Origin of the sequence: Paenibacillus sp. PAMC 26794 (assembly GCF_000316035.1) — a bacterium.
GTDB lineage: Bacteria > Bacillota > Bacilli > Paenibacillales > Paenibacillaceae > Paenibacillus.
The window spans coordinates 71,571-93,884 of the sequence record NZ_ANHX01000076.1; the positions used below are offsets into that span (position 1 = coordinate 71,571).

14 protein-coding genes and 1 pseudogene are annotated in these 22,314 nt (G+C 41.1%); 10 read left to right on the forward strand and 5 right to left on the reverse strand.

What is annotated here, in order from left to right; translation table 11 throughout:
• Window positions 1–31 precede the first annotated feature (31 nt).
• The gene (locus tag D829_RS0124040) at window positions 32–1,336 is read right to left on the reverse strand and encodes a hypothetical protein (RefSeq protein ID WP_017691464.1); all 1,305 of its coding nucleotides are present in this window, start codon (window positions 1,334–1,336) and stop codon (window positions 32–34) included.
• 470 nt (window positions 1,337–1,806) lie between these two features.
• On the opposite strand from D829_RS0124040, the gene D829_RS32630 reads away from it, so the two are divergent.
• From D829_RS32630 to D829_RS0124065, 5 genes are all read left to right on the forward strand, one after another.
• On the forward strand, window positions 1,807–2,742 hold the full coding sequence (locus tag D829_RS32630) for a ribonuclease H family protein (RefSeq protein ID WP_017691465.1): 936 nt from the start codon (window positions 1,807–1,809) through the stop codon (window positions 2,740–2,742).
• Entirely contained in the window at window positions 2,735–3,787 is a 1,053-nt protein-coding gene (locus D829_RS0124050; RefSeq protein ID WP_017691466.1) for a type II toxin-antitoxin system RnlA family toxin, read from the forward strand. The genes D829_RS32630 and D829_RS0124050 overlap by 8 nt, the downstream gene beginning before the upstream one ends.
• 59 nt (window positions 3,788–3,846) lie before the next feature.
• Window positions 3,847–4,221 carry a type II toxin-antitoxin system RnlB family antitoxin gene (locus D829_RS0124055; protein WP_081595079.1) on the forward strand — a complete coding sequence of 125 codons (375 nt, stop codon included), beginning with the start codon at window positions 3,847–3,849 and terminating at the stop codon, window positions 4,219–4,221.
• A 749-nt stretch (window positions 4,222–4,970) separates the two neighbouring features.
• Complete coding sequence (locus D829_RS0124060) at window positions 4,971–6,056, forward strand: 5-methyltetrahydropteroyltriglutamate--homocysteine S-methyltransferase (RefSeq protein ID WP_017691468.1); 1,086 nt, start codon at window positions 4,971–4,973, stop codon at window positions 6,054–6,056.
• A 27-nt stretch (window positions 6,057–6,083) separates the two neighbouring features.
• A complete protein-coding gene (locus D829_RS0124065) occupies window positions 6,084–7,574 on the forward strand; it encodes an aldehyde dehydrogenase family protein (RefSeq protein ID WP_017691469.1) in 1,491 nt (496 codons plus the stop codon).
• A 252-nt stretch (window positions 7,575–7,826) separates the two neighbouring features.
• Here the strand turns inward: D829_RS0124065 and D829_RS0124070 are convergent, their stop codons facing one another.
• The 3 genes and pseudogenes from D829_RS0124070 to D829_RS0124080 all read right to left on the reverse strand — a co-directional run bounded on the left by D829_RS0124070 (window position 7,827) and on the right by D829_RS0124080 (window position 10,513).
• Window positions 7,827–8,279 (reverse strand): HEAT repeat domain-containing protein, encoded by a 453-nt coding sequence (locus tag D829_RS0124070; RefSeq protein ID WP_017691470.1) that lies wholly within the window; start codon window positions 8,277–8,279, stop codon window positions 7,827–7,829.
• Window positions 8,280–8,435: 156 nt separating this feature from the next.
• Window positions 8,436–9,393 (reverse strand): annotated as a pseudogene (locus tag D829_RS31770) (IS30 family transposase).
• A gap of 142 nt (window positions 9,394–9,535) precedes the next feature.
• Window positions 9,536–10,513 carry a YndJ family transporter gene (locus D829_RS0124080; RefSeq protein ID WP_017691471.1) on the reverse strand — a complete coding sequence of 326 codons (978 nt, stop codon included), beginning with the start codon at window positions 10,511–10,513 and terminating at the stop codon, window positions 9,536–9,538.
• 645 nt (window positions 10,514–11,158) lie between these two features.
• Between D829_RS0124080 and D829_RS0124085 the strand changes: the two genes are divergently transcribed.
• The 3 genes from D829_RS0124085 to D829_RS33080 all read left to right on the forward strand — a co-directional run bounded on the left by D829_RS0124085 (window position 11,159) and on the right by D829_RS33080 (window position 12,387).
• Window positions 11,159–11,347: a hypothetical protein gene (locus D829_RS0124085; protein WP_017691472.1), complete on the forward strand. Its 189-nt coding sequence runs from the start codon at window positions 11,159–11,161 to the stop codon at window positions 11,345–11,347.
• A 13-nt stretch (window positions 11,348–11,360) separates the two neighbouring features.
• Window positions 11,361–11,573, forward strand: a complete 213-nt coding sequence (locus tag D829_RS31775; RefSeq protein WP_017691473.1) for a DUF5713 family protein — start codon at window positions 11,361–11,363, stop codon at window positions 11,571–11,573.
• Between the two features lie 64 nt (window positions 11,574–11,637).
• Window positions 11,638–12,387, forward strand: coding sequence for an Imm51 family immunity protein (locus D829_RS33080; protein ID WP_017691474.1), 750 nt, complete (start codon window positions 11,638–11,640; stop codon window positions 12,385–12,387).
• 245 nt (window positions 12,388–12,632) lie between these two features.
• On the opposite strand, the gene D829_RS32635 is transcribed toward D829_RS33080, so the two are convergent.
• Complete coding sequence (locus D829_RS32635) at window positions 12,633–13,259, reverse strand: hypothetical protein (protein ID WP_017691475.1); 627 nt, start codon at window positions 13,257–13,259, stop codon at window positions 12,633–12,635.
• A 517-nt stretch (window positions 13,260–13,776) separates the two neighbouring features.
• On the opposite strand from D829_RS32635, the gene D829_RS0124105 reads away from it, so the two are divergent.
• Window positions 13,777–15,900 (forward strand): 5'-nucleotidase C-terminal domain-containing protein, encoded by a 2,124-nt coding sequence (locus D829_RS0124105; protein WP_017691476.1) that lies wholly within the window; start codon window positions 13,777–13,779, stop codon window positions 15,898–15,900.
• Window positions 15,901–16,287: 387 nt separating this feature from the next.
• Window positions 16,288–22,314: a carboxypeptidase regulatory-like domain-containing protein gene (locus D829_RS0124110; RefSeq protein WP_017691477.1), complete on the forward strand. Its 6,027-nt coding sequence runs from the start codon at window positions 16,288–16,290 to the stop codon at window positions 22,312–22,314.

Sequence of the window (22,314 nt, forward strand, 5' to 3'; positions counted from 1 at the left end):
ATCCGTCTAACAAACGGGTGTTACTTTTAGTTTATATTTTCTGCAATCGAACATTTATCGCCTTCCATGACTGAGTATTTTTCTTTTTATCAAACGAGCGTATACTATCAAATACTACAGTATCATTCTCCTTTATACTGGAAGGTAATTCTGATTTATAACAAAAAATAGCTTCGCTGTTCGGTAAATATATAAAACAAAAAGGTTTTTCATTTTTGCCAATCCGTACATTACCAATAAGATCTATTTTTTTAGGATTAGTAGGAATAGTATTATTTACAATTGAATTGCTACTAGAAGTAGAATTCCATACCTCTCTACATAATTTTAAAGCCTCGAATAGGCTCTTGGGCTTACTATCATTACCTATTTCCTTATTGAGGTCATTTATCTGAGAAAGTAATTCTTCTGTGATTTTCCATTCCTGTTTTTCTCTAACATAGAGAGTTAAATATAAATGATTTCTGGAATTTTCAAGGTTGTTGTTTTCTTTGGAAAGGGTACTTATGTCTAGAAAAAGTGTCACCATAGATTCAATTCTAGGGTTACTTGCAGCAGCTTGATACATTAATAACAATGCATTAGTTGAATTACCTGTATTTTTAAGTACTTTTGCATATTCATGTAATAGCCACCAATCGGTTTTGGGATGCTTACACAAATTGCTATAGATTATTTCTGCTTTATCATATTCTCCAATAAGATAGTAGGTTAGTGCTTCAAGTCTAATGAAGAATTTTTGTTGCCCACGTGGAATTTCCGGTAAAAGTAAATTTATTAATTCTATAGCTTGAGAATACTGACTTAATTTGATTAGTGCATTAATTTTATAGTTATACCAAAGTGTATAATAGCTCCAACCTTCTCGCTTATTCTCTAGTATTGGATTTTTACTTAATAATGAGGGGTCAACTTTAGATACCCATTCATTAATAATATCCCATTTGTTTGTTTTTTTTGCGAATTTCAATGTAGAAAAAACCACTTTCCTTAAAGCAATATCCTCAGGTTGTAAGCTTAAAATTTTAGTAGCCACTTGTAACACGTTATCTAAAGGCTCTTTTTCTCCGAACTGCTCTAGTTTGCCCTCTATATATGTCCAAATGATTTCAATTTTACACCAATTGAAATCTTTATATTTTAATAAAAGTTCATCCGCTAGAGGTAAAGCTTCATCAAATAACTTTAATTTTCTAAGACAGTGTAGAAAACCCGCGCCATCAAATTTGTCAGAGCTTTCTCCCCATAAGGTTCTATAGATATGAAGCGCATCTATTAAATTGCCCGATTTACGAAAATTATTTGCCTGTTGTTTAAGTTCACTCGTAGTAGTCATGTTTACTTAGCTCCAGTTCAAGTACTCAGTATTTTGGTTAATCTTGAAGCGCTATGACGACATTAATTATTTTGTTCTCTACAGACTTTTGGATTACAGCCAACTTTGAGTTTGAAACTGCGGCACCTAAACTATCTTGAATTCAATTAGTCAATTACAGTTTTTTTGTTTATGTATGGAAATATAGGCAGTTCGATTACATATCCACATATATCCAGTCTATCATAGATTGATAGTACTAAAGTAGTGTTGAGGGGATGAATTATGACTAAACTAGTCTTTACGCCATAATCGATAGATTGTAAACTAATAAACTTCCGAAAAGGTAAGTTCACTTTTTTTTAATTATGTACATAATTGCTAAATTTAAATAAATGTTCGACAATATTTGACAAATATAATTCAGTTTCTCTTATATAATATGTTTAGTCCAAATATGGTGGTGATCTATTATTGCAAAATACTATGCAGTGAGAAACGGGAAGAAAGCAGGCATTTATAATAGTTGGACCGAATGCAAAAAGCAGGTTGAAGGACATAGTAATGCTGAATATAAGGGGTTTTCAACGCTTGAGGAAGCTAACGAATATTTAGGGTTTTCAACTAGTGCCGGTGAATCGGTATCGGTAAAAGAAGATGCCGACGTAAATGTAACTAAAACATTAAGGGCATATGTCGATGGAAGTTATTCAAAAGAAAATTCCCTATACTCTTATGGCTGTATAATGATTGACGGAGATAAAATCGAAAAATTTTCCGATGTAGGAAATGATGTTGATTTAATCGAGTTATGGAATGTAGCGGGTGAGTTAACAGGTGCTATGAAAGCTATTGAATGGGCTAGTAATAATAATCATAAGAATATTACAATTTACCATGATTATGAAGGTATTGCTAAATGGGCTAGTGGGGATTGGAGGGCAAATAAGAAAGGTACTAAGGGATATATTGAATTTATAAAAAAGTATAGACAAGGTATCAAAATTGAATTTGTGAAAGTGGCAGCACATACTGGTGTTCGTTACAATGAAGAAGCGGATGTATTGGCTAAAAGTGCTATTCAAAAATATATAAATAACAATTCAGTAGTATCTAGTATGGGTATTTCTCAAAAGACCAAGGAATTAGAACTTTTTTATTCAATTATGGCAGAGAACGATAACCTGAAGAATAAGTTTTCTTTTATTTACAATGGGGTAGAAATAACTGAAGGTAAGCTAAGAAAGTTTGCAAAGAACATCTGGAGAGAAACCGGTCATAAAATAAACGAAATTGAGGATCTGGAAATACAGTTAGAATGGGAAAATTGGGATCTCAAAATAACTATGAACATAAAAGTTAAAAACGGTGACAGTCAGAAATTGATATTATATGTCAGTAAATCAGGAGGAAATTATATTGTTTAGGAATCTCAACTTAAATAGAGATAAAATACATTGTTCTATTGATAAGTTCTTGAGGGTAAAAGGTTTGATTTGTACCCTTGCACCTTTCGAATCTTTTGGTGGAACGAGAAGACGACTATATATTAGTGGAGAGTGCGATACATATATTGATTTTCAATTTCTAAGTAAAGGAGGTACTTCTATTGATTTATCAAGTGGTAAATCTAATGAATTTAAAGAAGAATTAGCTAATTTTATTAAAGAAGACCCGGAATGTTCAATGGGAACTTCTAATAACCAGTGGTTTGTTGTGAAAAACATTGAAGAGGATGATTTTTTAGCTGTTATTGAATTACTAAAGATAAGTGAGTATACCAGAGATTATTGTAATCATACAGATGGTAGCTTTCGCTTTACTGGAATATATGATGAAAACTTGGTCATTCATCGTTATCAAACTAAGACCGTAATGATACAAGGTAGACCACTTTTATTATATAACGAGGCAGTCGTATGTATAACTGAACTTATTGATTTAGATGAATTACCAAAGACCTTTAATGATAACTATAAAGTTGATGTAAAAAAGTCAGATGTTGAAGCACAATATGAGTACTATTTCCCATTGTCATATGATAAACATGGTAATAAGTTTAAAAAGATTCTCCATCAAGGGATATATAATTTACAGCTGCATGGGGATATGTTTGAATATTCACACCTTTTATTTCCAGCACTTAGGGCAGTTGAAGGTCACTTAAAAATTGCATTGTATTCTTATAATATTCCTTTAGGCCCCAACAGTAGCTTCAATATGTTTAAACGTGACCCTACTAGGGGAAGATATAGATTAGATGAGGATTATTCTAATCAAATAAATAACACGCATAAGGTAGGAAATCTTGAAGATGCTTATAATTTTTACCAAAACCAACGCCATAAATTATTTCATTGGGCAGATCAAAATATACATTATGACGATACCAGAATAATTGAAAATTTAGGGGAAGCAAAAGGACTCATAAAAGACGCATTTTCCATTATTGACCTATACTATACTGTATAGCGTATATTTTGAAAATAAACTGTGTTATAATAATTTGATTACCCGGTAAGGAGGGGATAATGATGAAAGGTTACGAATTATTACAGTTGGGTTGTGATGACTATGAATATCTCGTACTTTCCACATCATTTGAAACGCCACTTACACATTTAATGGATATTACCACTGAGTTAAATTCAAAATCTAACATGAATAATTTTAAGGTTGTTTTTGATTTGCTTTTGAATATGGGTAATAATTCGGAGCGTTTCATCGAAGCATGCTATGATGGCGAGCAAAAAAGTATCTATTTATTTAATGTCTTGAAAATAGATAAAAAAAATAATTTAAGGAAAATCTCATGTGAGTATCTAAAACAAAATAATGTCTTCTTAGATAATTCGGTATTAAATTCCCAACAAAAGAAAATGATTAGCATGGGAATTCCAATTTAATGTATTGACTCGCTTGTTGAGTCACACAATAGGACGCTAGGCATTATGTCTGACGGCGAGCAAGGATTGTGTAAAAAATTTAAATGTATCAAAAAGAGTCATTTCCCTTCAAACTTACAAAACTTAGATTATATATAATAAAGCACTTGAACACAGTTTTTGTGTATTCAGGTGCTTTTTTTGTGAAGCGCGTTAAGGGGGGGACTTATTTTAATGATTTTTTGCAGATTGTTATTAGGTGCATCATCGTTATGCAAAAAATAAAATCTGGGGTTTACAGTAACAGGTAATTGACTGTAAACTATAAACGTAAACTTATAAACCTTACAAAACCTTCAAACTTGTAGCCTTTTCCACTTGCGGAAATGGCTATTTTTATTTTCTAAGAGAGGGTGCGGAATGTTATGACGAAGAAGTAAGTTAGTGAAGTTGTGAGTCGAATCAAACAGGAAGAATTGAAACTCAAGGAGATTGAAGAACGAATTCAATTTTTTTCAGCAAGGGCACGAGACTGCCGAGACATATAGGGAATAAATGTAATGGCAGAGATAGGAAGGCAGATGTTAGGCTAAATTGGTATTGCTAAAAGCTAAACCACATCCACTACCCTATGAGGTTGTGTTTTTTGCTTTTTGAGGTCTTTTAGCTATTGTTAAAAGCTATGACTAGCCATGCTTTTTTCATATAACAAGCATTCCTTTCCATCATGCTATACTCATTAGACTAAAAAGTTAGAAGGAGAAATAAATATGATACCTTTTCGTAATGATCATGTAGGTAGCTTTCTACGTCCTGCAGATTTAAGTCAGGCACGTGAACAATATAAATCAGGCAACATCACATATGAAGAATTAAGAGCCGTGGAAGATAAAGAGATTATTCGAATTATTGATAAGCAAAAAGAAAATGGCGTTTTGGCAGTTACGGATGGTGAATTCCGCAGAAGCTGGTGGCATTTTGATTTTCTGGGCGGCTTGGATGGCGTAGAGTTGTATGAGCAAATAGACGGACCAAAATTCCATAACATGCAGACTCGCAAGGGTGGGATTCGTGTTGTTGGTAAAGTTGATTTCTCGAGTCATCCCTTTGTTCAGGATTTTGAGTTTTTGAAAAAGCATGCAGGTGACGCTGTGGCGAAACAGACCATTCCAAGTCCCAACATGCTTCTATATCGATTGGAGAATGACGCCAATATATATACGGACAGAGAGCAATTCCTTCAGGATACGATTGCGGCGTATCAAAAAGCCATTCAAGCCTTCTATGATGCAGGATGTCGATACCTGCAATTAGATGATACAGCTTGGGCAGACCTGTTCTCAGACGCTGGTCACGATAAGCTACGTGCTAAAGGTCTGGAGCCAGCGGAAGAATTGAAAACGATGCAGCGCATGATTAATGAATCCTTGGCTCATAAACCGGCAGATTTAGTTGTGACGATGCATATTTGTCGTGGTAACTATAAATCGAACTATTTCTCAACGGGTGGTTATGATTACGCTTCTGAAGTTATCTTTGGAGGCTTAAACGTAGATGGATTATTTTTAGAGTTTGATGATGAGCGCTCAGGTGGTTTCGAGCCATTAAAGTATGTGAATCGAAAAGATTTGAAAATCGTGCTTGGTTTACTCACATCGAAAACAGGCGAGTTAGAGGATGCAGAACACATTAAAGCTCGGATTGCAGAGGCGGCAACCTATGTACCACTTGAGCAACTATGTTTGAGCCCGCAATGTGGCTTTTCATCTACAGAAGAAGGCAATATTTTAACGGAAGAACAACAATGGCGTAAACTTCGTTATGTTAAGGAAATTGCAGAAGAAGTTTGGAATTAATCCATTTAAATAACGGAGGGATGTAAAATGACAATTCAAGCAGACCAAGAGACAATTATAGTTGAAGCGTTCATTAATGGTCAGAATGTAAAATCCCTTTCGCAGGTAGCAAAAGAGAATCCGACAAACCCAACTGAGATCGTAGGTTATTTCCCTGTCACTACGAAAGAACAAGCGGTTGAAGCGATTGAAGCGGCGGCAGGGGCTTTTAAAACATGGAAGCAGACCCCCATTGATGAACGCATTATGATGATGCGCAAGGCGATCGAGAAGATTAGAGCAGCTGAGAATGAAATTGTACATTTGCTGTCTAGAGAGCATGGCAAGCCCCTGTATGATGCACACGGTGAAATTTATGTTTCGTTAATGTGGATGGAGTTTGCTTGTAATGAAGCCAAATCTGCTCTACAGGAAGAGATCAAAGAGCATGAGAATGGTAAAACGATTCTTTCCTATGATCCAATTGGTGTGGTGGCAGCAATTAGTCCATGGAACTATCCCATTGCTTTATCTACGATTAAGATCGCTCCTGCCTTACTTGCGGGCAACACCATTGTGCTTAAACCAAGTCCATATGCGCCACTGGCGGCAGCGAAAGTGGCAGAGATTATTGCGAGTGAGTTCCCGGCTGGTGTAATCAACGTCGTTCATGGTGATGCGGATGTGGGCGTTGAACTGACTAGTAATCCTCTTGTTACTAAAATCGCTTTTACAGGTGGAACCGCGACAGCTAAGCATATTATTAAAGCGGCTTCGGAAACGATTAAGGATATGACGCTTGAGCTTGGTGGTAATGATGCGGCTATCTTCTTGGAGAGCTTTGATGTTCATGATGAGCGAGCAATGCGCCGGATTGTCATTTCTAATTTCTTGACTGCAGGCCAGATCTGTATGATCGCCAAACGTGTGTATGTACACCGTTCTATTTATGATGAGTTTGTGGAAAAATATATAAAGGCGGCTAATCGCTGGATTCGAATTGGTGATCCATTTGATTCGAATACGACAGTAGGTCCGGTTAATAATCTGAAGCAGAAAAATTACGTGCTTGGTTTGGTTGAAGATGCGCAAAAGCGTGGGGCTAAGGTCATCCCTCTCGGTCAAATTCTGGATCAGAAGCTGTTTGACCAAGGTTACTACCTACAACCTACGCTTGTTTTAGGTTGCGATGTTCATGATCCGATTGTAGTGGAGGAACAGTTTGGTCCTACGGTTCCAATTCTTCCATTTGACGATGAAGAGCAGGTTATCAATCTACACAATGAAAGCATATATGGATTGACGAGTTCTGTGTGGGGGAAAGAAGAGGATGCCATCTCCGTCGCACGTCAACTCGAAGCTGGAACGACGATGATCAATACAGCTGCTGTGCAGGGGCTCGACGTTCGGTTCCCTTTCGGTGGGGTTAAGCAATCTGGTATTGGCCGTGAATACGGCGTGGAAGGTATCCGCACTTATACAGAAAAGCATGTCATCAACGTTCCGAAGACACAGGATCTTCCTTATATACCAGAGTAAATCTTATAGTACACAACTTCTCATCGTACAGGAATGTACATGTGAAATTGAATGTAGGCTCTAACTTTGCGCTTTGTTTACTGATCTTTAAGAATCAGTAGACAGGGCGTTTTTTAGTCAGATCAGTTTGACAGGGGTGACTTTTTTAGAGAGAAAATACCCCCACATCTGGTGGAGGTGACGCTGAAGAAATAGATAAGCCACTCCATGATGGAGTAGCTTATTATTCAGCTATTATACGGTGAACGGCGGCTATTTTCTACCTAGTGTCTCCCAAATTCCATGGAGCCAGGAATCGAACTCAGCATCTTTGTCGCCCTCGTAAGTATCATAAATATCCAGACGTGTTTTTTGCAGTTTTTCCTTGAATTGCTCGAATGTGTGACCTTCAGGAAGGCTTTTTTTAATCCGCAGCAAAATTTTGTTAGTACCTTTAAACAGCTCACCTTTGTTTTTGGCAGGCATTTGTACATCTTCATCCAACTGCTTGAGCTTTTGATATGCGGCTTCGCGCACTTGAAACACTTGATCATTTTTCAAAACATGCTGCAGCAATTTAATGGTAGGGGCTGTATTCCAGTTCCCTAATTCGTTCACCGCATTTAGTCTTTCTCTCCAGCTTGACGTCCGGTTAGCTGCTCGTTTGAGCTCTTCAAAGTTCTCCGGTAGTTCGTTAACTGCTCCAATATCATGGTTGTTCGTCAAAATTCAATCTCCTTAATCATCGCCATCTCGGCAGAATGATGAATGTTATTTATGTGATCACTATTATAGCACGAACCTGGCTAAACTACTCCTATGAAGCCGATTGACATCCTAAACATCACATTCACCAATTCATGTTTTGTATGTGACGGTTTGTCAAGTCAAGTGCGACAGTTCCTCTGTGAAAGATTCGTGAGCGGTTTTCCACCCCAAGCATTTTCGGGGTCTGTTATTGATTAAATCTAGGGAGTGGACGAGATCTTCATCTTCCACTTGAGCGAAATCAGTGCCCTTGGGGTGGAACTCTCGAAGTAATCCATTCCCATTTTCGTTGGAACCGCGTTGCCAGGATGAATAGGGGTCAGCAAAATAAACATGCAGGCCATGGGTCGTTTCCAGGTTGGCATAGCAAGCAAACTCCTTGCCCCGGTCAGCTGTAGTCGTGAGGAACGTCCCTGTGGGGTACTGTGAGATGGCTACACCAAGCGCGATTTCCATGGACAATGCGGTACGATCTGGCATGAGAATCGCGGTATACAGACGCGTTTTACGTTCAATGAGTGTGGCCACACAGCCTTTACTTTTCCCTCGACCCGATACGACGGTATCCAGTTCCCAGTGTCCAAACGTCTTACGAGAACGGACCTCTTTCGGACGTTCTGAAATGGTTCTGCCTATGGCGAATTTACCGCGGGTTTCTGCGGGCTTCTGGCGCTTCCCTTTATGACGTAAGACCTGTAATGTGCCTTGAACCAGACGTCCTGCGTAGATCCAGCGATAGATGGTTTTAAAGGAGACCACCGGCAGACCATCGACGCGGAAACGTTCCGTGATTTGTTCAGGAGACCATGTGGCGTCGAGTTTTTCCTCAAGCGAAGCAGCCAGTGTATCGGACCATTTACCGTTGGATATCGAGGCTTTACGACGTTCCTGATAAGCATGTTGAGCTTGTTCCGCTTCATAGGATTCGGATGAAGCTGTACGCTCTAATTCACGGCAAATGGTCGAAGGGTGTCTGCCCAGCTCCTTTTGCGATCGCTCGTGAGCTTTTGCCCTGCTGGTGGAGGATTTCTAGCTTGCTGCGTTCAATTATGCTAAGATGTGTGTAGCTCATGGTGGATTCTCCTTGTGTGAATGGGGTGTGAGAACTTTCATTCTACACGAATCCGGCCATGGGCCCTTTTTTATTTATTTCCAGTAGGTGTCGCACTTCATATTACAATCCGTCATGTAATTATGCATAAAGATGTATCAACCTATCTATTCTCCCTGATAAGTTTTTTTTCCTTAATGAAGTCCACCATATACACCCAACCAATTAGTCCACATAAGACAAAACCAAACGCATGCAGAGATCCGTATATGGGAATGAAATCGAGTATGGTTAAGGAGTACATATTTTTTAGTAACGGATAGAAAATAGAAAGGACAACAACCGCATAAAAGGCTAGACAAGAAAGGCCTAAAAAGAAGGTTGCCTTATTATCCAAATAGTTCTTCCTCAAGTAAGAAAGGAGATAAGTGGTGTAAACCACAATATTACAGGCGAACAAAGTGACACCAATGTATTCAATTGGCTTGGAGAAAATCATACCAATAGCAATCAAGATTGGTCCGATGATATCGATGGCAACAACCCAGGGATACCAACTTTTCTTCGTCATGATGCGTCCCAGTGCACCAATAAAAATCGGAACGATCGCAGATGAGAAATGAAAGTGGAGCGAGCTTAACGCGTGCGTTGAAGGATTAGCTTGGAACAGGTTCAATTGGTATTGATATAAGGTAAACCAAATGCCCCCGATAAAAAAATAAACGAGCCCCGCGCCAATCGCTATTTCAGCTGCTTTTCCTTTAGAGATCACAATCGTGGTCAAGCCATAGATGCCAAGCAGCAGTGTGAAAAGTAGCCACCCAAGGGACAGATTCCCCGGTATTACCGTGCTTTCTAACCCCCACATCTTATTACTCATTACCGAGGCCAGGGTAAGAAGCGCAGCGGGAAATTGAAGCCATTTCATAGCAGCATAAATCATTCGTTGATGTTTATTCTTTTCATCATGGTTCAAAAGTAAAATGACAAGAGGTACAATGACAAAAGCCGCAAAAAGCAGAAATTTTTCAACAAGTTCGAATTGGAAGTAATCAAGGGAAAATATCAGAATGGCTATGATTCCACCGGGAAACACGGGTGCTAATAATGATTTCATTCGTTGTTTCAAGGAACTATCCATGGGGTTTCCTTTCTAACTACGTTTATCGTAATAACTGTCTGCATCCAGTTGTGTAGCGTCTTTAATATAGATCGGCGATTCTTCTTTTAGTAGTCTAACACATTTATTTGTCGATATATGAAAATAAGCTTATCTTACTGCGAGAAGGATCGATATGGGAGAATATCAGTCAGATCAGTACTATGATTTTCCCCAAGAAAACGAAAAATCTCTTTATGGATTGCATTCGCTCATCCTTCCATCGTAATTAAAGATTTGCTTTATGATATTTATGAATGAGAAATCATCATTAAATCCGTTTTTTTTGTGTGTTGTCCTCGCTAACGGATGCCCATTCCCACGGGGGCCATAAAAGTGGAAAACGTAACGGTAAGCTAATCGGAAGATTAATTCAATAGTGGATCTATCACCTGCACTTGCCCTAGGTTATAATTGGAAAAACACAATTCCGGGATGCATATAACACACATAACGGCAAATGTATTGGAGTTGGACGGACCTTTTCGACCATTATGGAAAACGCAATAATTGAACTGGGAATTCGATGTTTTGTTGTAATATATCACCTATTGAAGGCTTTAAAAGAGTTTGATTTTAGTTTATCAGTTCAATATTGCAAACTAAGAGAGGCAGAGTGGTAGAGTGATGGAAAAAGACCCTTTCGTACAACTTATTATTTGGCATCAAGAAGATGAACATGAAAAAATAGTAGATAGAATTATGGAAATTCCTCAATCAGAAAGAGACTATAATACGGTCAGTTTGTTGGCAAGAGCTATGAATAATCTAGAACGCTACGATGAAGCACTTCAACAGCTTTTGACTACTAGTTAAAGTTGTTGAATTTTTGGAGCAAGGAAACCAAGATATCGAAGAAATCCAAGCAAAGCTTAATTTCGCCATTAACGCAATCAATGATATTGCAGAAGAATTTGATGAAAATGATAGCGAAATTGAAACAGTTGCGAGAGAATCAATTGCACAAACTGTCGAAGATATTTTAGCCTTTTATTGTATCGAAATAGATACAGAAGTAGCCATTCAAGAACGGGACTGGTAGTCAAGACTAGGGATCCAAAGGTAGCAATCATTACCTGATTAAAGTTAGAGGAGAGAATGCAAAGATGGATAAGGATCTATTGAAACAACTCACTCTGTGGCATAACAAAAACCAGCACGACAAAATCATTAACAAAATTATGGAGATACCCGAAGCAGACAAGGACTATGACTTAGTTTGCCTTTTGGCAAGAGCATTGAATAATCAAGAAAATTATAAGGAAGCAATCAAATATTTTTTATCTGTGCAAAAGCAAGGCCAGCATGATCCTCTTTGGCATTTTCGATTAGGATACGCTTATTATTACCTTAAACAGTATAAGGAAGCGATAGCTACTTTTGAACAAGTTGTAGCACTAGACCCTGAAGATGCGCATGGCAGGAGGTTTTTAGAAATGAGCCGCAACGCCGCTGGCAGGGCAGGAAATGAAATGGTTCATATCGCTAGCGTTGAACAGGATGAGGGTTTGTTAGAAGCTAATGAAGAAATAAATCCATTCGGGCTAGTTTCACATAATAATGGAAGCATATCCATGATTTTAGGTGTTGGCGAATATAAGCATGAAATTTTCCAAACACGATCCGAAGAGGGGTTTGAGGGCAATGGCTATGATTGGGGTTCATTAGCAGCCGTGTTTCTTAAAGAACGAATGCCACATTTAGTTCATATCGTGCGGTTTGATCCTGAAGCTGATATGTTCGTTGCCTATTCCGACGTTAGAGAAGCAATACTTAGTTTTGCAACAGCCTTTAAGGGCGCATGTGAAGATGATTTTTTAATAAAAGACCTATTCTCGCGAGCTGAATTAGATTGATTGGAAATCAAGGTACAATAATTCTCTGTTGCATGAAGAATTGAAAAAGTTTTCTCGCATTCCACTGTCCTACGATTTAGCCAAGTTTATTCCGACCGATGATATGAGGGATCTTGTACCGTACTCCGTTATATTTAAGAGGTCAGCCGACTATCACCGGTTGGCCTCTTTTAGATAAGGGATGAATTTATCTTCCTTTGAAAACAAAAAAAAGAGCCGCGCATCATGCGGCTCTCCATCTAATTTTAACGCCCGCCCGTATTGGAAGCCCAGACAGGAATCCAGCTATTCGGATAATAGTCATTGGTCAGGGTTGTGTTGTAGAGAACTAAATTCCCATCACTTTGCATGACCAGTGTATCACCTGTTGTGTTAGCCGGTAAGCTGCTCCCGTGATGACCTGGAATCCATGAGGTGGTATTGGGAGACCAAGCAGCTATCTGTACAGAAGTATCAATCATCAAAACTTTATCCCATCCCCAACCTGTATAAAATTCGAATTTACCTGTGGCGGGGTTGAATCCAAAACGATTAGCATATTGGTATACATCTTGATATTTCATGCCGTATTTATAGATGACAGGTTTCCCGTATTGTGGTTCGAATTTGAACGAAAGAGCCCCACTGTTATTAGTTCCGCTACTCCAGAGAGAAGAACCGTTTTGATAGATAACAAAGTTCCCGTCATTTTGCCAAATGGCTGAGAACCTGCCATCTTGGGAGGTGAGATAGTCACCCTTTTCCATGTTTTGTCCGATCGTGAGCTTATCTCCAAGATAGCCAGCAGAAGCCGTTGCTGGTACGGCAAATGCAAGAATCAACAAGCAAGCCATAAGAATTCGAAAAGATCTGGGAAAAAGTTGTTTGTTCATTGGACACGCTCCTATGTTCTTTATAATGGTTAACGCTAGCCTCAATTGGTGTAAAACGGGAACTAAGATCTAAAATGCTCCCAACGGTCACCTCCTTTAATAGAAAGTGTGAAAATCTTTGATACATATTATGTAATGGGATGTGTGTTTTTTAGGAGATGGAAGCTAAGTGTTCTTTAGTAGAGGAGCAGCATCATCAGGCGAAAATACATACTTTATTTTCCATTATAGCAACCAAAAAATATAAAATCCATATTTTTCTATGTGAAATTCTGAATCTATCATTTACGTCCAATGGGTCATAACTTCTCGTCTCCTGAGCTAGAAAAAAACCTATTATTCGCTTGAATCAATTGAAGCTAAACACTAACTTTGGTGCAACTCGAGACATAGATATTCATCTCCTCTATCAATCTTCCGAAATTTTTACATCAATTTTATATTTTTTATGATTTTTATGAATTGAACTATGGTAAAATATCTCAGGATCTAAAATTGGAGAGGGGTTTTTTCATTCATGTTTTGGAAAAAAGTTTTGGGTAAAAGTACACTGCGTGTAGCTACTGCTGCACTATTACTCACGCAACTATTGGGCGCAGCAGGTTCTGTCTCCGCCGCGGGTAAAGATGTAGAAGTACACTTGATTGGAATCAATGATTTCCACGGTCAGTTAGATACCACATCAATCGTGGGTGATAAGAAGGCAGGAACGGCTCCAATTCTAGCAACCTATCTCAAAGAAGCTCAAGCCAAATATGAACATTCCCTACTCTTCCATAATGGAGACTCTGTTGGTGCGTCTGCTCCAGCCTCATCTCTGGATCGTGACGAGCCTACCATGGAATGGATGAATATGATGGGATTTGATGTAGGCTCCTTGGGTAATCATGAATTTGACCAAGGTGTCGCTGCTTTAAAGGCACAGATCTTTGGTGGCCTTGATCCAAAAGAAGGCAAAGTAACGCATGCTGGTGCAAAATTTGATTACGTCAATGCAAACGTCATTGAAACTGCCACAGGAAAAACATTGATTAAGCCGTATGTAATTAAAGAAGTGGGCGGAGTCAAAATTGGATTTATCGGACTAGTGACGAAGTCTACACCTGCCAAAGTATCTCCATCTGGGACAGCTGGCGTACGTTTCTTAAGCGCAGAAGAAGAAGTTCAAGCCGTTAATAAATATGCCAAAGAATTGCAAGACCAAGGTGTAGAAACGATCATTGTTTTGGCGCATGATCCAGCAACAACCAAAGAAGACGTAACCACTGGAGAAGCAGCTGATTTGGCAAAAGCTTTACCAGCAGATTCCCCTGTTGACGTTATCGTTGCAGGTGACAATCATGCTTTGGCTAACGGTGAAGTGAATGGAAAGTTGATCGTGCAAGCTTATTCCTATGGTACGGCGTTTGAAGATATCAAGCTGATGATTGACCCTGCCACCGGGGATGTAACTGAAAAATCAGCGACTGTTACAACGACTTTCCAAGAGGGTGTAAAAGAAGACCCTGAATCTTTAGCTATTATTAAAAAATCATTGGACAAGCATCCTGAACTGACGAAGCCAGTAGGTACAACGGATGGTTCTGTTACCCGTACAGATGCTTATAATAACGAAGCCCCTCTAGGCAATCTCATTGCAGATTCAATGCGTGAAGCAGACTTTGGGGATAAGGCAAGTGCTGCTGACTTTGCATTTATGAATCCAGGCGGTATTCGTGCTGATCTGCCACAAGGCGATGTGACCTTTGCTGATCTTGCCAAAATCCAACCGTTTGGCAATACATTAGTGAAACTGGAACTGACTGGCGAACAGGTTAAAACCTTGTTGCAGCAGCAATGGGGTACCAATGCTGATGGTACACCTAATACCAAAACGCTCCAAATCTCTGGTTTGAAATACACTGCAGATTTCAATAAGCCAGTCGCAGAACGTATTACTGGTCTTAGTCTGGAAGATGGAACAACGATTGATCCTGCAAAAACATATACGGCTGTAGTTAACAACTTTATGGCTGCAGGTGGAGATAACTATAAAGTGTTGCTCGATGCTAAATCATCCCTGGCAGGTCCTATCGATCTGGATGTATTCTACCAGTACATCGTAGATACGTATAAAGGCGGTAGCATCGAAGCTAAAAATGAAGGACGTATCACAAACCTGGCGGCATCTACCGAGCCAACAGAAACACCTGTAACAACAGAAGTCATTTCTCGTGCTGAATTTGTAAGTGCTCTGGTTGACATGTTGAAACTTAACGAAGTAGCTACAGCACCTGCATTCAAGGATGTTGCGGCTAATGCTGCATATGCAGATGCGATTGCTGAAGCTACGCATGCTGGATTCATTCAAGGTTATGGTGGGAACTTCTATCCTGATCGGGATATCACGCGTGAAGAAGCTGCTACCATTCTTGCTAAATTGGTAAAAGATCAAGCGACTGATAAAGACGCTGCTACTATTATTGCTAGTTTCGAAGATGGTAAATCTGTGTCTGCCTATGCAATTAAGCCTATGGCAAAACTGATTGACAAAGGTATTTTTGCTGGAACAGATAAAAAATCGCTTCAACCTAAACAAGGTCTGACTACTAACGATGCAAAAGCATTAATTGAAAAAGCTGTTGCAGCAAAAGCTTCATAATGTAGAACTTATTCAAACTTTATATTCAAACAGAGAAACACATCCTATCGGGCGAATGAGCATTCCTCTACGGATAAACCCCTCTCATCAAGTAATTCTTTAATTGGTGAAAAGGGTTTATCCAAGAGAATGCCATATTCCAATTTAGGATGTTTTTTTATGCTTAAAATCCACGATTCTATGGAGAAATCCATGTCTGAATTGGCTCTATGCTCTGGTTACCGCTTAGTGTTCAGAATTTGGTGAGGGCTCTAAAGTAAAATGGTAAGGCAAGCCATATGAACTTGATGAATTTTATCATTTTCTGTTGTAGGGATGGAATGGCCAAAGGAAAGGGAAAAAGTTTCTGGTTGCTGCAAAAATTTTAGAAGTGGAGGAGATTTTCGTTTGAAACAAAAACGCAATATAGGTAAACCGTTATTGTCTTTATTTCTGGCAATGTTGCTCGTCTTGCAGACAGTGATATACTCCACCGCCGCATATGCGGAGAGTGTGCCAACCGATTCCGGAATGGAAGCGGTCAGTGAATCTGACTCACCGAGTGCCGACGAACCGCTTTCGGTACCTGAGGCAGTGCAAGAGGAACCGCTTTCGGTACCCGAGGCAATGTACAAAGCACCGAACAATTTCGTAGCGATGGCGGCAGTCCCAACGGACAAAACAGCGGTATTTATGGAATCTAATTCAACCTTTCCGCTGGAAGTGACGCAGGGGAATGCTGTTATTAATCCAAACGGTATTATTCAGGGTAGACAGCCCTTTACGCTCAAATCGGAAGGTCTCAAGATACCAGTGAATGGTGATGACCCAAATCCAACTAATGCAGATCCTGAGAAATACATGCAAAAGGGTGACTGGATCGAGCTAAAAAGAGAAGATTACTTCAAGGAAGTGATGCTGCCAACAGCTACTAAAACCTTGAATGCACAGACGGAATCAGGTACAAAACAGCTGGGTACCGCCTATTTCACTCCAAATAGCATCAAGATTGTATTTAACGGTGATGATAATTTTTTCAATGGAGTTGGACGAGGTATTGCCTTCAGCTTTGAATCTACTGCCAATGCAGATATAACGGGACTAGCGTATGGCGATAAAAAGCCAATCAACATCTTTGGTGGTGCATATCAGCTAGAGAACCCAGATGTTACAGCAGAGTATAACATTACTTTAAGCTCGCCTGGAATGATCAGGTGGGATCAGTATGGTTACCGCGGGATTCAGCCAGCGCAATTGGTTGAAGGTGCAATTACTTGGGAGTCAAACGTCTCTGCATTCGATCAGTTTGATAAAACAGTCAAATTGCCGTTAGACGGGAAGACATTCTATACGAATCCGACCACTTATAATACGGGTTTTGGAAATGTCCGTGGTATCTATATGGAGGGTTCATTCAAAGTAAACGGCCAAAATGTAACGCCAGTCATTGGGGCCGACGGATCGCTGACTTACATATTTCCGCAGGAAACAGGTCTAGATCCAAAGGTTGAATATAAAACATGGATTCCAAAGGAAGCTTATTATTACGAACATCGGAATCCGCCAAACAATCTTGGTCGCAGCTACCGGGACATGAATGGCAAAGTGGAACTGAGACAGGACAACAACATGTTGGTACAGGCAGGTCAGGAGATTTCTTTTGCTCCCGACTGGATTCAAGCCAGCGCTTCGTATGACCATGCGAATGAAACCATTACATGGAAAGTCACAGTTAACCAATATAACAAAAAAGGATTAAAGAACTTTACGATCACCAATGTACTGCCTGCTGGGCTGGAATTTGAATCGGCTGCATGGCAGACGTGGGTAGATGGCGTTGTATCTGGGGAAACGCCAATTACACCAGATTCGAACGGCGTTTATTCCTTCGGGGATATTAACGGAAAAGTCGAATTGTTGATTAAAAGCAAGGCAATAAGTGGTTCCAGCTTCCAAATTGACCCTCGTGCCAACTGGAATTTGGATACACCAGGGGTTATACAGAACAACGATGTAATGACGGGTAAAAGACCAATTGCTGTGACGGATGAGGCGAGCGTCAGCATTGGCGCACACACGTTTACAAAAACAGGCGCAGTATCAACCGAGGATTATAACCTGGGAAGTATCACGTGGACCGTTAATCTAGCACCACAGTATGCCTTACCTAACGCGGCAATATACGATGTCCTTGTGCATGGCGGTGACTTGAACGTCTTGGACAACGCTGTAGATGAAACCAGCGAGGTGAGTGCGGAGACAATTGCGAAAATTAAAGCAAATATCACTTCTGCGCAGCTTTGGAAGCAGTACAAAGCGGGAACTCTGAAGTCGAATGCAACCGGATTGACTATGAAAGCTATTCCATTAACCGTTGACGGTAAAGTGGTGGCGGATTTGATCAAGGTGACCGGATACACCGAAGAAGCTGCATCCTTCAGCTTCCGTGCACTTGAGACCAACCCGAACATTCTCTTCAGACAGGATATTAACGCAGGGAAAGCTGTTTGGAATCGGGCTTTGCTCATTGATGGCGAAACCGTAAAAAAAGCAGATAACAGCGCCAACCTACACCTGCGTATGTTGAACAAGGATATGCTCTTTGTTTCGAAGCCATTAAAAGTAGATGGTACTTTTGACAATGTGACGCCGAATAACGTTAGCAGTTACATTAGAAATGATAACAATGAAGCATGGACGATTTCTAGCTATGACAGGACAACCAAAACGGTCACATTCCGTTTAGGGGTTAATATGCCTGGATATAACACAGAAGAAATGGCTAAGGATGGCGGTAATCGAGTCATTAGTAATATTAAGCTAGTAGATACACTTCCCGAAGGCTGGGAATTCGTTCCTTTCTCTGAAACTAAGGACTTTGAGCTTTGGAAAGGATTTTCGGACAATGGTGCAGGAACAGAATATGGTGTTAGAAACGATGCTAGAGCTCTAATAGAACCAGGTACTAGTTCTCATGTAGTCCATTTTTCACACATTGGAAACGAGGGTACTTTCACCTTCTCCAAGTTGGAGAGTCCTTATATCATTCTGGTGAAGGCAAGACCTTCCAACGATGCTCTGCAGAAGTATTTAGAGGAATACACCATCAACGGTACAGACAAACAGGTGCTGTATAACAAAGCCGACCTTCATATGACATGGGGTGGAGTGGAGAAGGTTGTCACCGAACAGCGCAAAGTTATTGTACCTATTCAGACCCTTGGAAAGTCGGTAACTAAGCCAGTTCCAGGAGTGCTGGAATGGACGGTGAACTATACCCCGCCATTTAACATGAAGCCGGGTGTTTATTTGCAGGATACCCTGGGTGCAGGCATGAATTTGCGTTATGAAGAAAACGGAAAGCTTGTGCTGACATCACCTAGTATGGCAGTCTATCCTGCTAAATTGACCGCAAGCGGCACTCTTGAACGAGAGGGCGCAGCACTGGACCTCAGCGACCCGAATGCTGAAGTTCAAGTAGAAGCTGCACCAGGCACGGGTGGCGCTACGGTTCTAACATTTAAAATGGACGACCCTAATCAGCTTTACCAGTTTGTGTACCAAACAGAAGTTGATCCATCTAAAGCGAAAGCTGGAGACACAATGGGCAACGAGGTAAAACTGGAGGGCGATGACAATCTGAAATCTGTCAGTGCCAGAAGCGAAAGCACGCTGGACAGTTCGGACGTAGCCGGCAGTTCAAGTTCCAATGCTCTGTTGCCTCTGAAAAAGGTCGATCCCAATGGCAATCCGCTAAAAGACGTAGAGTTTACACTCTATAAGAAAGACGGCGGAACTATAATCACCAAAGGAAAAACCGATAGCGGGGGGAAACTTAATCTGCTATTCCCTGATCCAGGGTATTATGAGCTGAAAGAAACTTATATTGACACCAATACTTGGCTGCCAACTACAAGAGTATACCAAGTATATGTAGGGAATACGCCAGGGAAGCCCATCTGGGTAGACGGGGTGAAATTAACCTCTGATCATCCGCTGATCGTGCCTACTCCGGCCCAAGGCAAGCTGACCATTACCAGTAAGGTGGAAGGCAACGGCAGTGATCCGGACAAAGAGTTCGAGTACACTGTGACCATCACCGGGGAAGGTAAGGACAGAGAGTATACCTATAAAAAGTCGGATGATACGTTTGACACGATTAAGAGCGGAGACAAGATTGCCCTCAAGCACGGGGAATCTGTGACGTTCCCAGCATTGCCTGCGGATCTGGTCTATACCGTAACCGAGGCTGATTATACATCCGTTGACGGTTATACGACGATACCGGGTACGAGAGAGCTGTCTGGCTCAATCGTGAATAAAGGTGATCACAAGGCGGACTTCATCAATGGACGGACCGTTAACAAGCTGACCATCAGCAATACGGTCATGGGCAACGGCGGCGATAAGACGAAGGAGTTCGAGTACACCGTCAACTTTGAGGGTGCAGGCAAAGAGGCAAGCTACTCTTACTTGAAGACGGACGGCAGCACAGGTTCGATCAAGTCCGGCGGTACCTTCCGCCTCAAGGATGGAGAGACACTGGATATTTTGGGCCTGCCTAAGAATCTGAAATACACAGTTACCCAACAAGATTACACAACCGATGAATACATGACTACTCCTGAGGAACGGTACTATACCGGAGTCATGAAAGGCATTGATGAAGATGCCCCATTCACGAACGTGCGAGTTTTGAAGGGCGGCCTATTAATCAGCAACACAGTTAAAGGCAAAGATGAAGACAAGAAGAAGCTGTTTAAGTACACGGTTGCCTTCACAGGCGAGGGATCGGACGAATCCTACGTCTATGAGAAGTCAGACGGCAGCAAGGGCATGATTAAGAGCGGTGAGAGCTTCGAGCTTACAGATGGCCAGACGCTCATTGTCCAAGGGCTTCCAACCAATCTTCAGTACAAAGTGACCCAAGATGACTATACGGAAGATGGCTATGTGACTGATCCAGAGAGTCTCATTCACATTGGCACTATTCCAGAGAAAAAATTGTCTGAAGCACACTTTGCCAATACCCGACCGTATCTGGAAGGCGTGCTGCGTAACAATAACACAGGAGAAGTCATTCCGAATGCACCGATTACGGTAACCGATCTGAAGACAGGCGAAGAGATTCAGACGCAGACGAATGAGAAGGGTGAATATTCAATTCCAGCCGTAGCGGATACCGACTATACGATCAGATATACGAAGTTGTATCGGGTAGGCGGTAAGGATGTACCTGTTGAGTTTACGCAGAAAGCAAATGTGAACAACAGTGTAACGGACGAGACTGTTCCAGCGGACATTACGGCCGTGGGGATCATTCTGTTCAAACAACTGGATGGAACAACAGTGCTATTCAACGATTTGTTGACTAGCCAGATGCATATCTATTTGAAAGACAAGGATGGCATTTATATTAAGGAAAACGGCCAACCTAAAGCATTTCCTATGGCGTCGAATGGAACTTTCTCTGTGGAAGGGCTAAGCGAGCAGAGGTACACAATGGAAGTTCGCTATCAAGTTGAGACAGGCGAGGAATTGCTCCTCAAAGTGGCGCAACTTGACGTTAAAGCTAATGGAGAGCTGAATATTTCAGAGGAATTAGTTGACCCTTACGGTACGGTCTATGATGAAACGACAGGAGATGCCGTCACTGGCAAGAAAATTGATGGAGCCAAAGTTACACTGTATTATGCGGATACGCAGCGGAATAGAGATAAAGGTCGTATTCCGGGTACAAAAGTAACGCTTCCTGCGGTTCCAAATTTCCCGCCGCACGACAATAAGAGCCCAGAGCAAGATAGCGATGCAAATGGCTTTTATGCGTACATGGTTTTCCCTGAAGCGGATTACTATCTGATCGTAACGAAGGACGGATACGAAACGCACACAAGTGGTACCATTTCAGTCGATTTTGACATTGTTAGGTATGATGTGCCAATGAAGCCAATTAGTTCTGGTGGCGGCCCTGGCGGCAATGGTAACAACGAAGGCGGCACCGTAACGCCTGGTCCAGGCACGGTAACGCCTGATCCAGGCACGGTAACGCCTGATCCAGGCACGGTAACGCCTGATCCAGGCACGGTAACGCCTGATCCAGGCACGGTAACGCCTGATCCAGGCACGGTAACGCCTAATCCAGGCACGGTAACGCCAGATCCGGGCACGGTAACGCCAGATCCGGGCACGGTAACGCCAGATCCAGGCACGGTAACGCCTGATCCAGGAACTGTAACGCCTGAACCAGGCAATGGAACGTCCGAGCCAGGCAATGGTAACGATCAGCTTAAGAACGATAGCAACGAGTTGGACGATGCTCCGAAAACTGGAGACAACAGCGTAACGCCAATGATTTACGTGGCTTTGGCTCTGATGTCCTTGATGACGATTGTGCTCTGCCTATTCGGTAACAAGAAGAACAAGCATATTCAATGA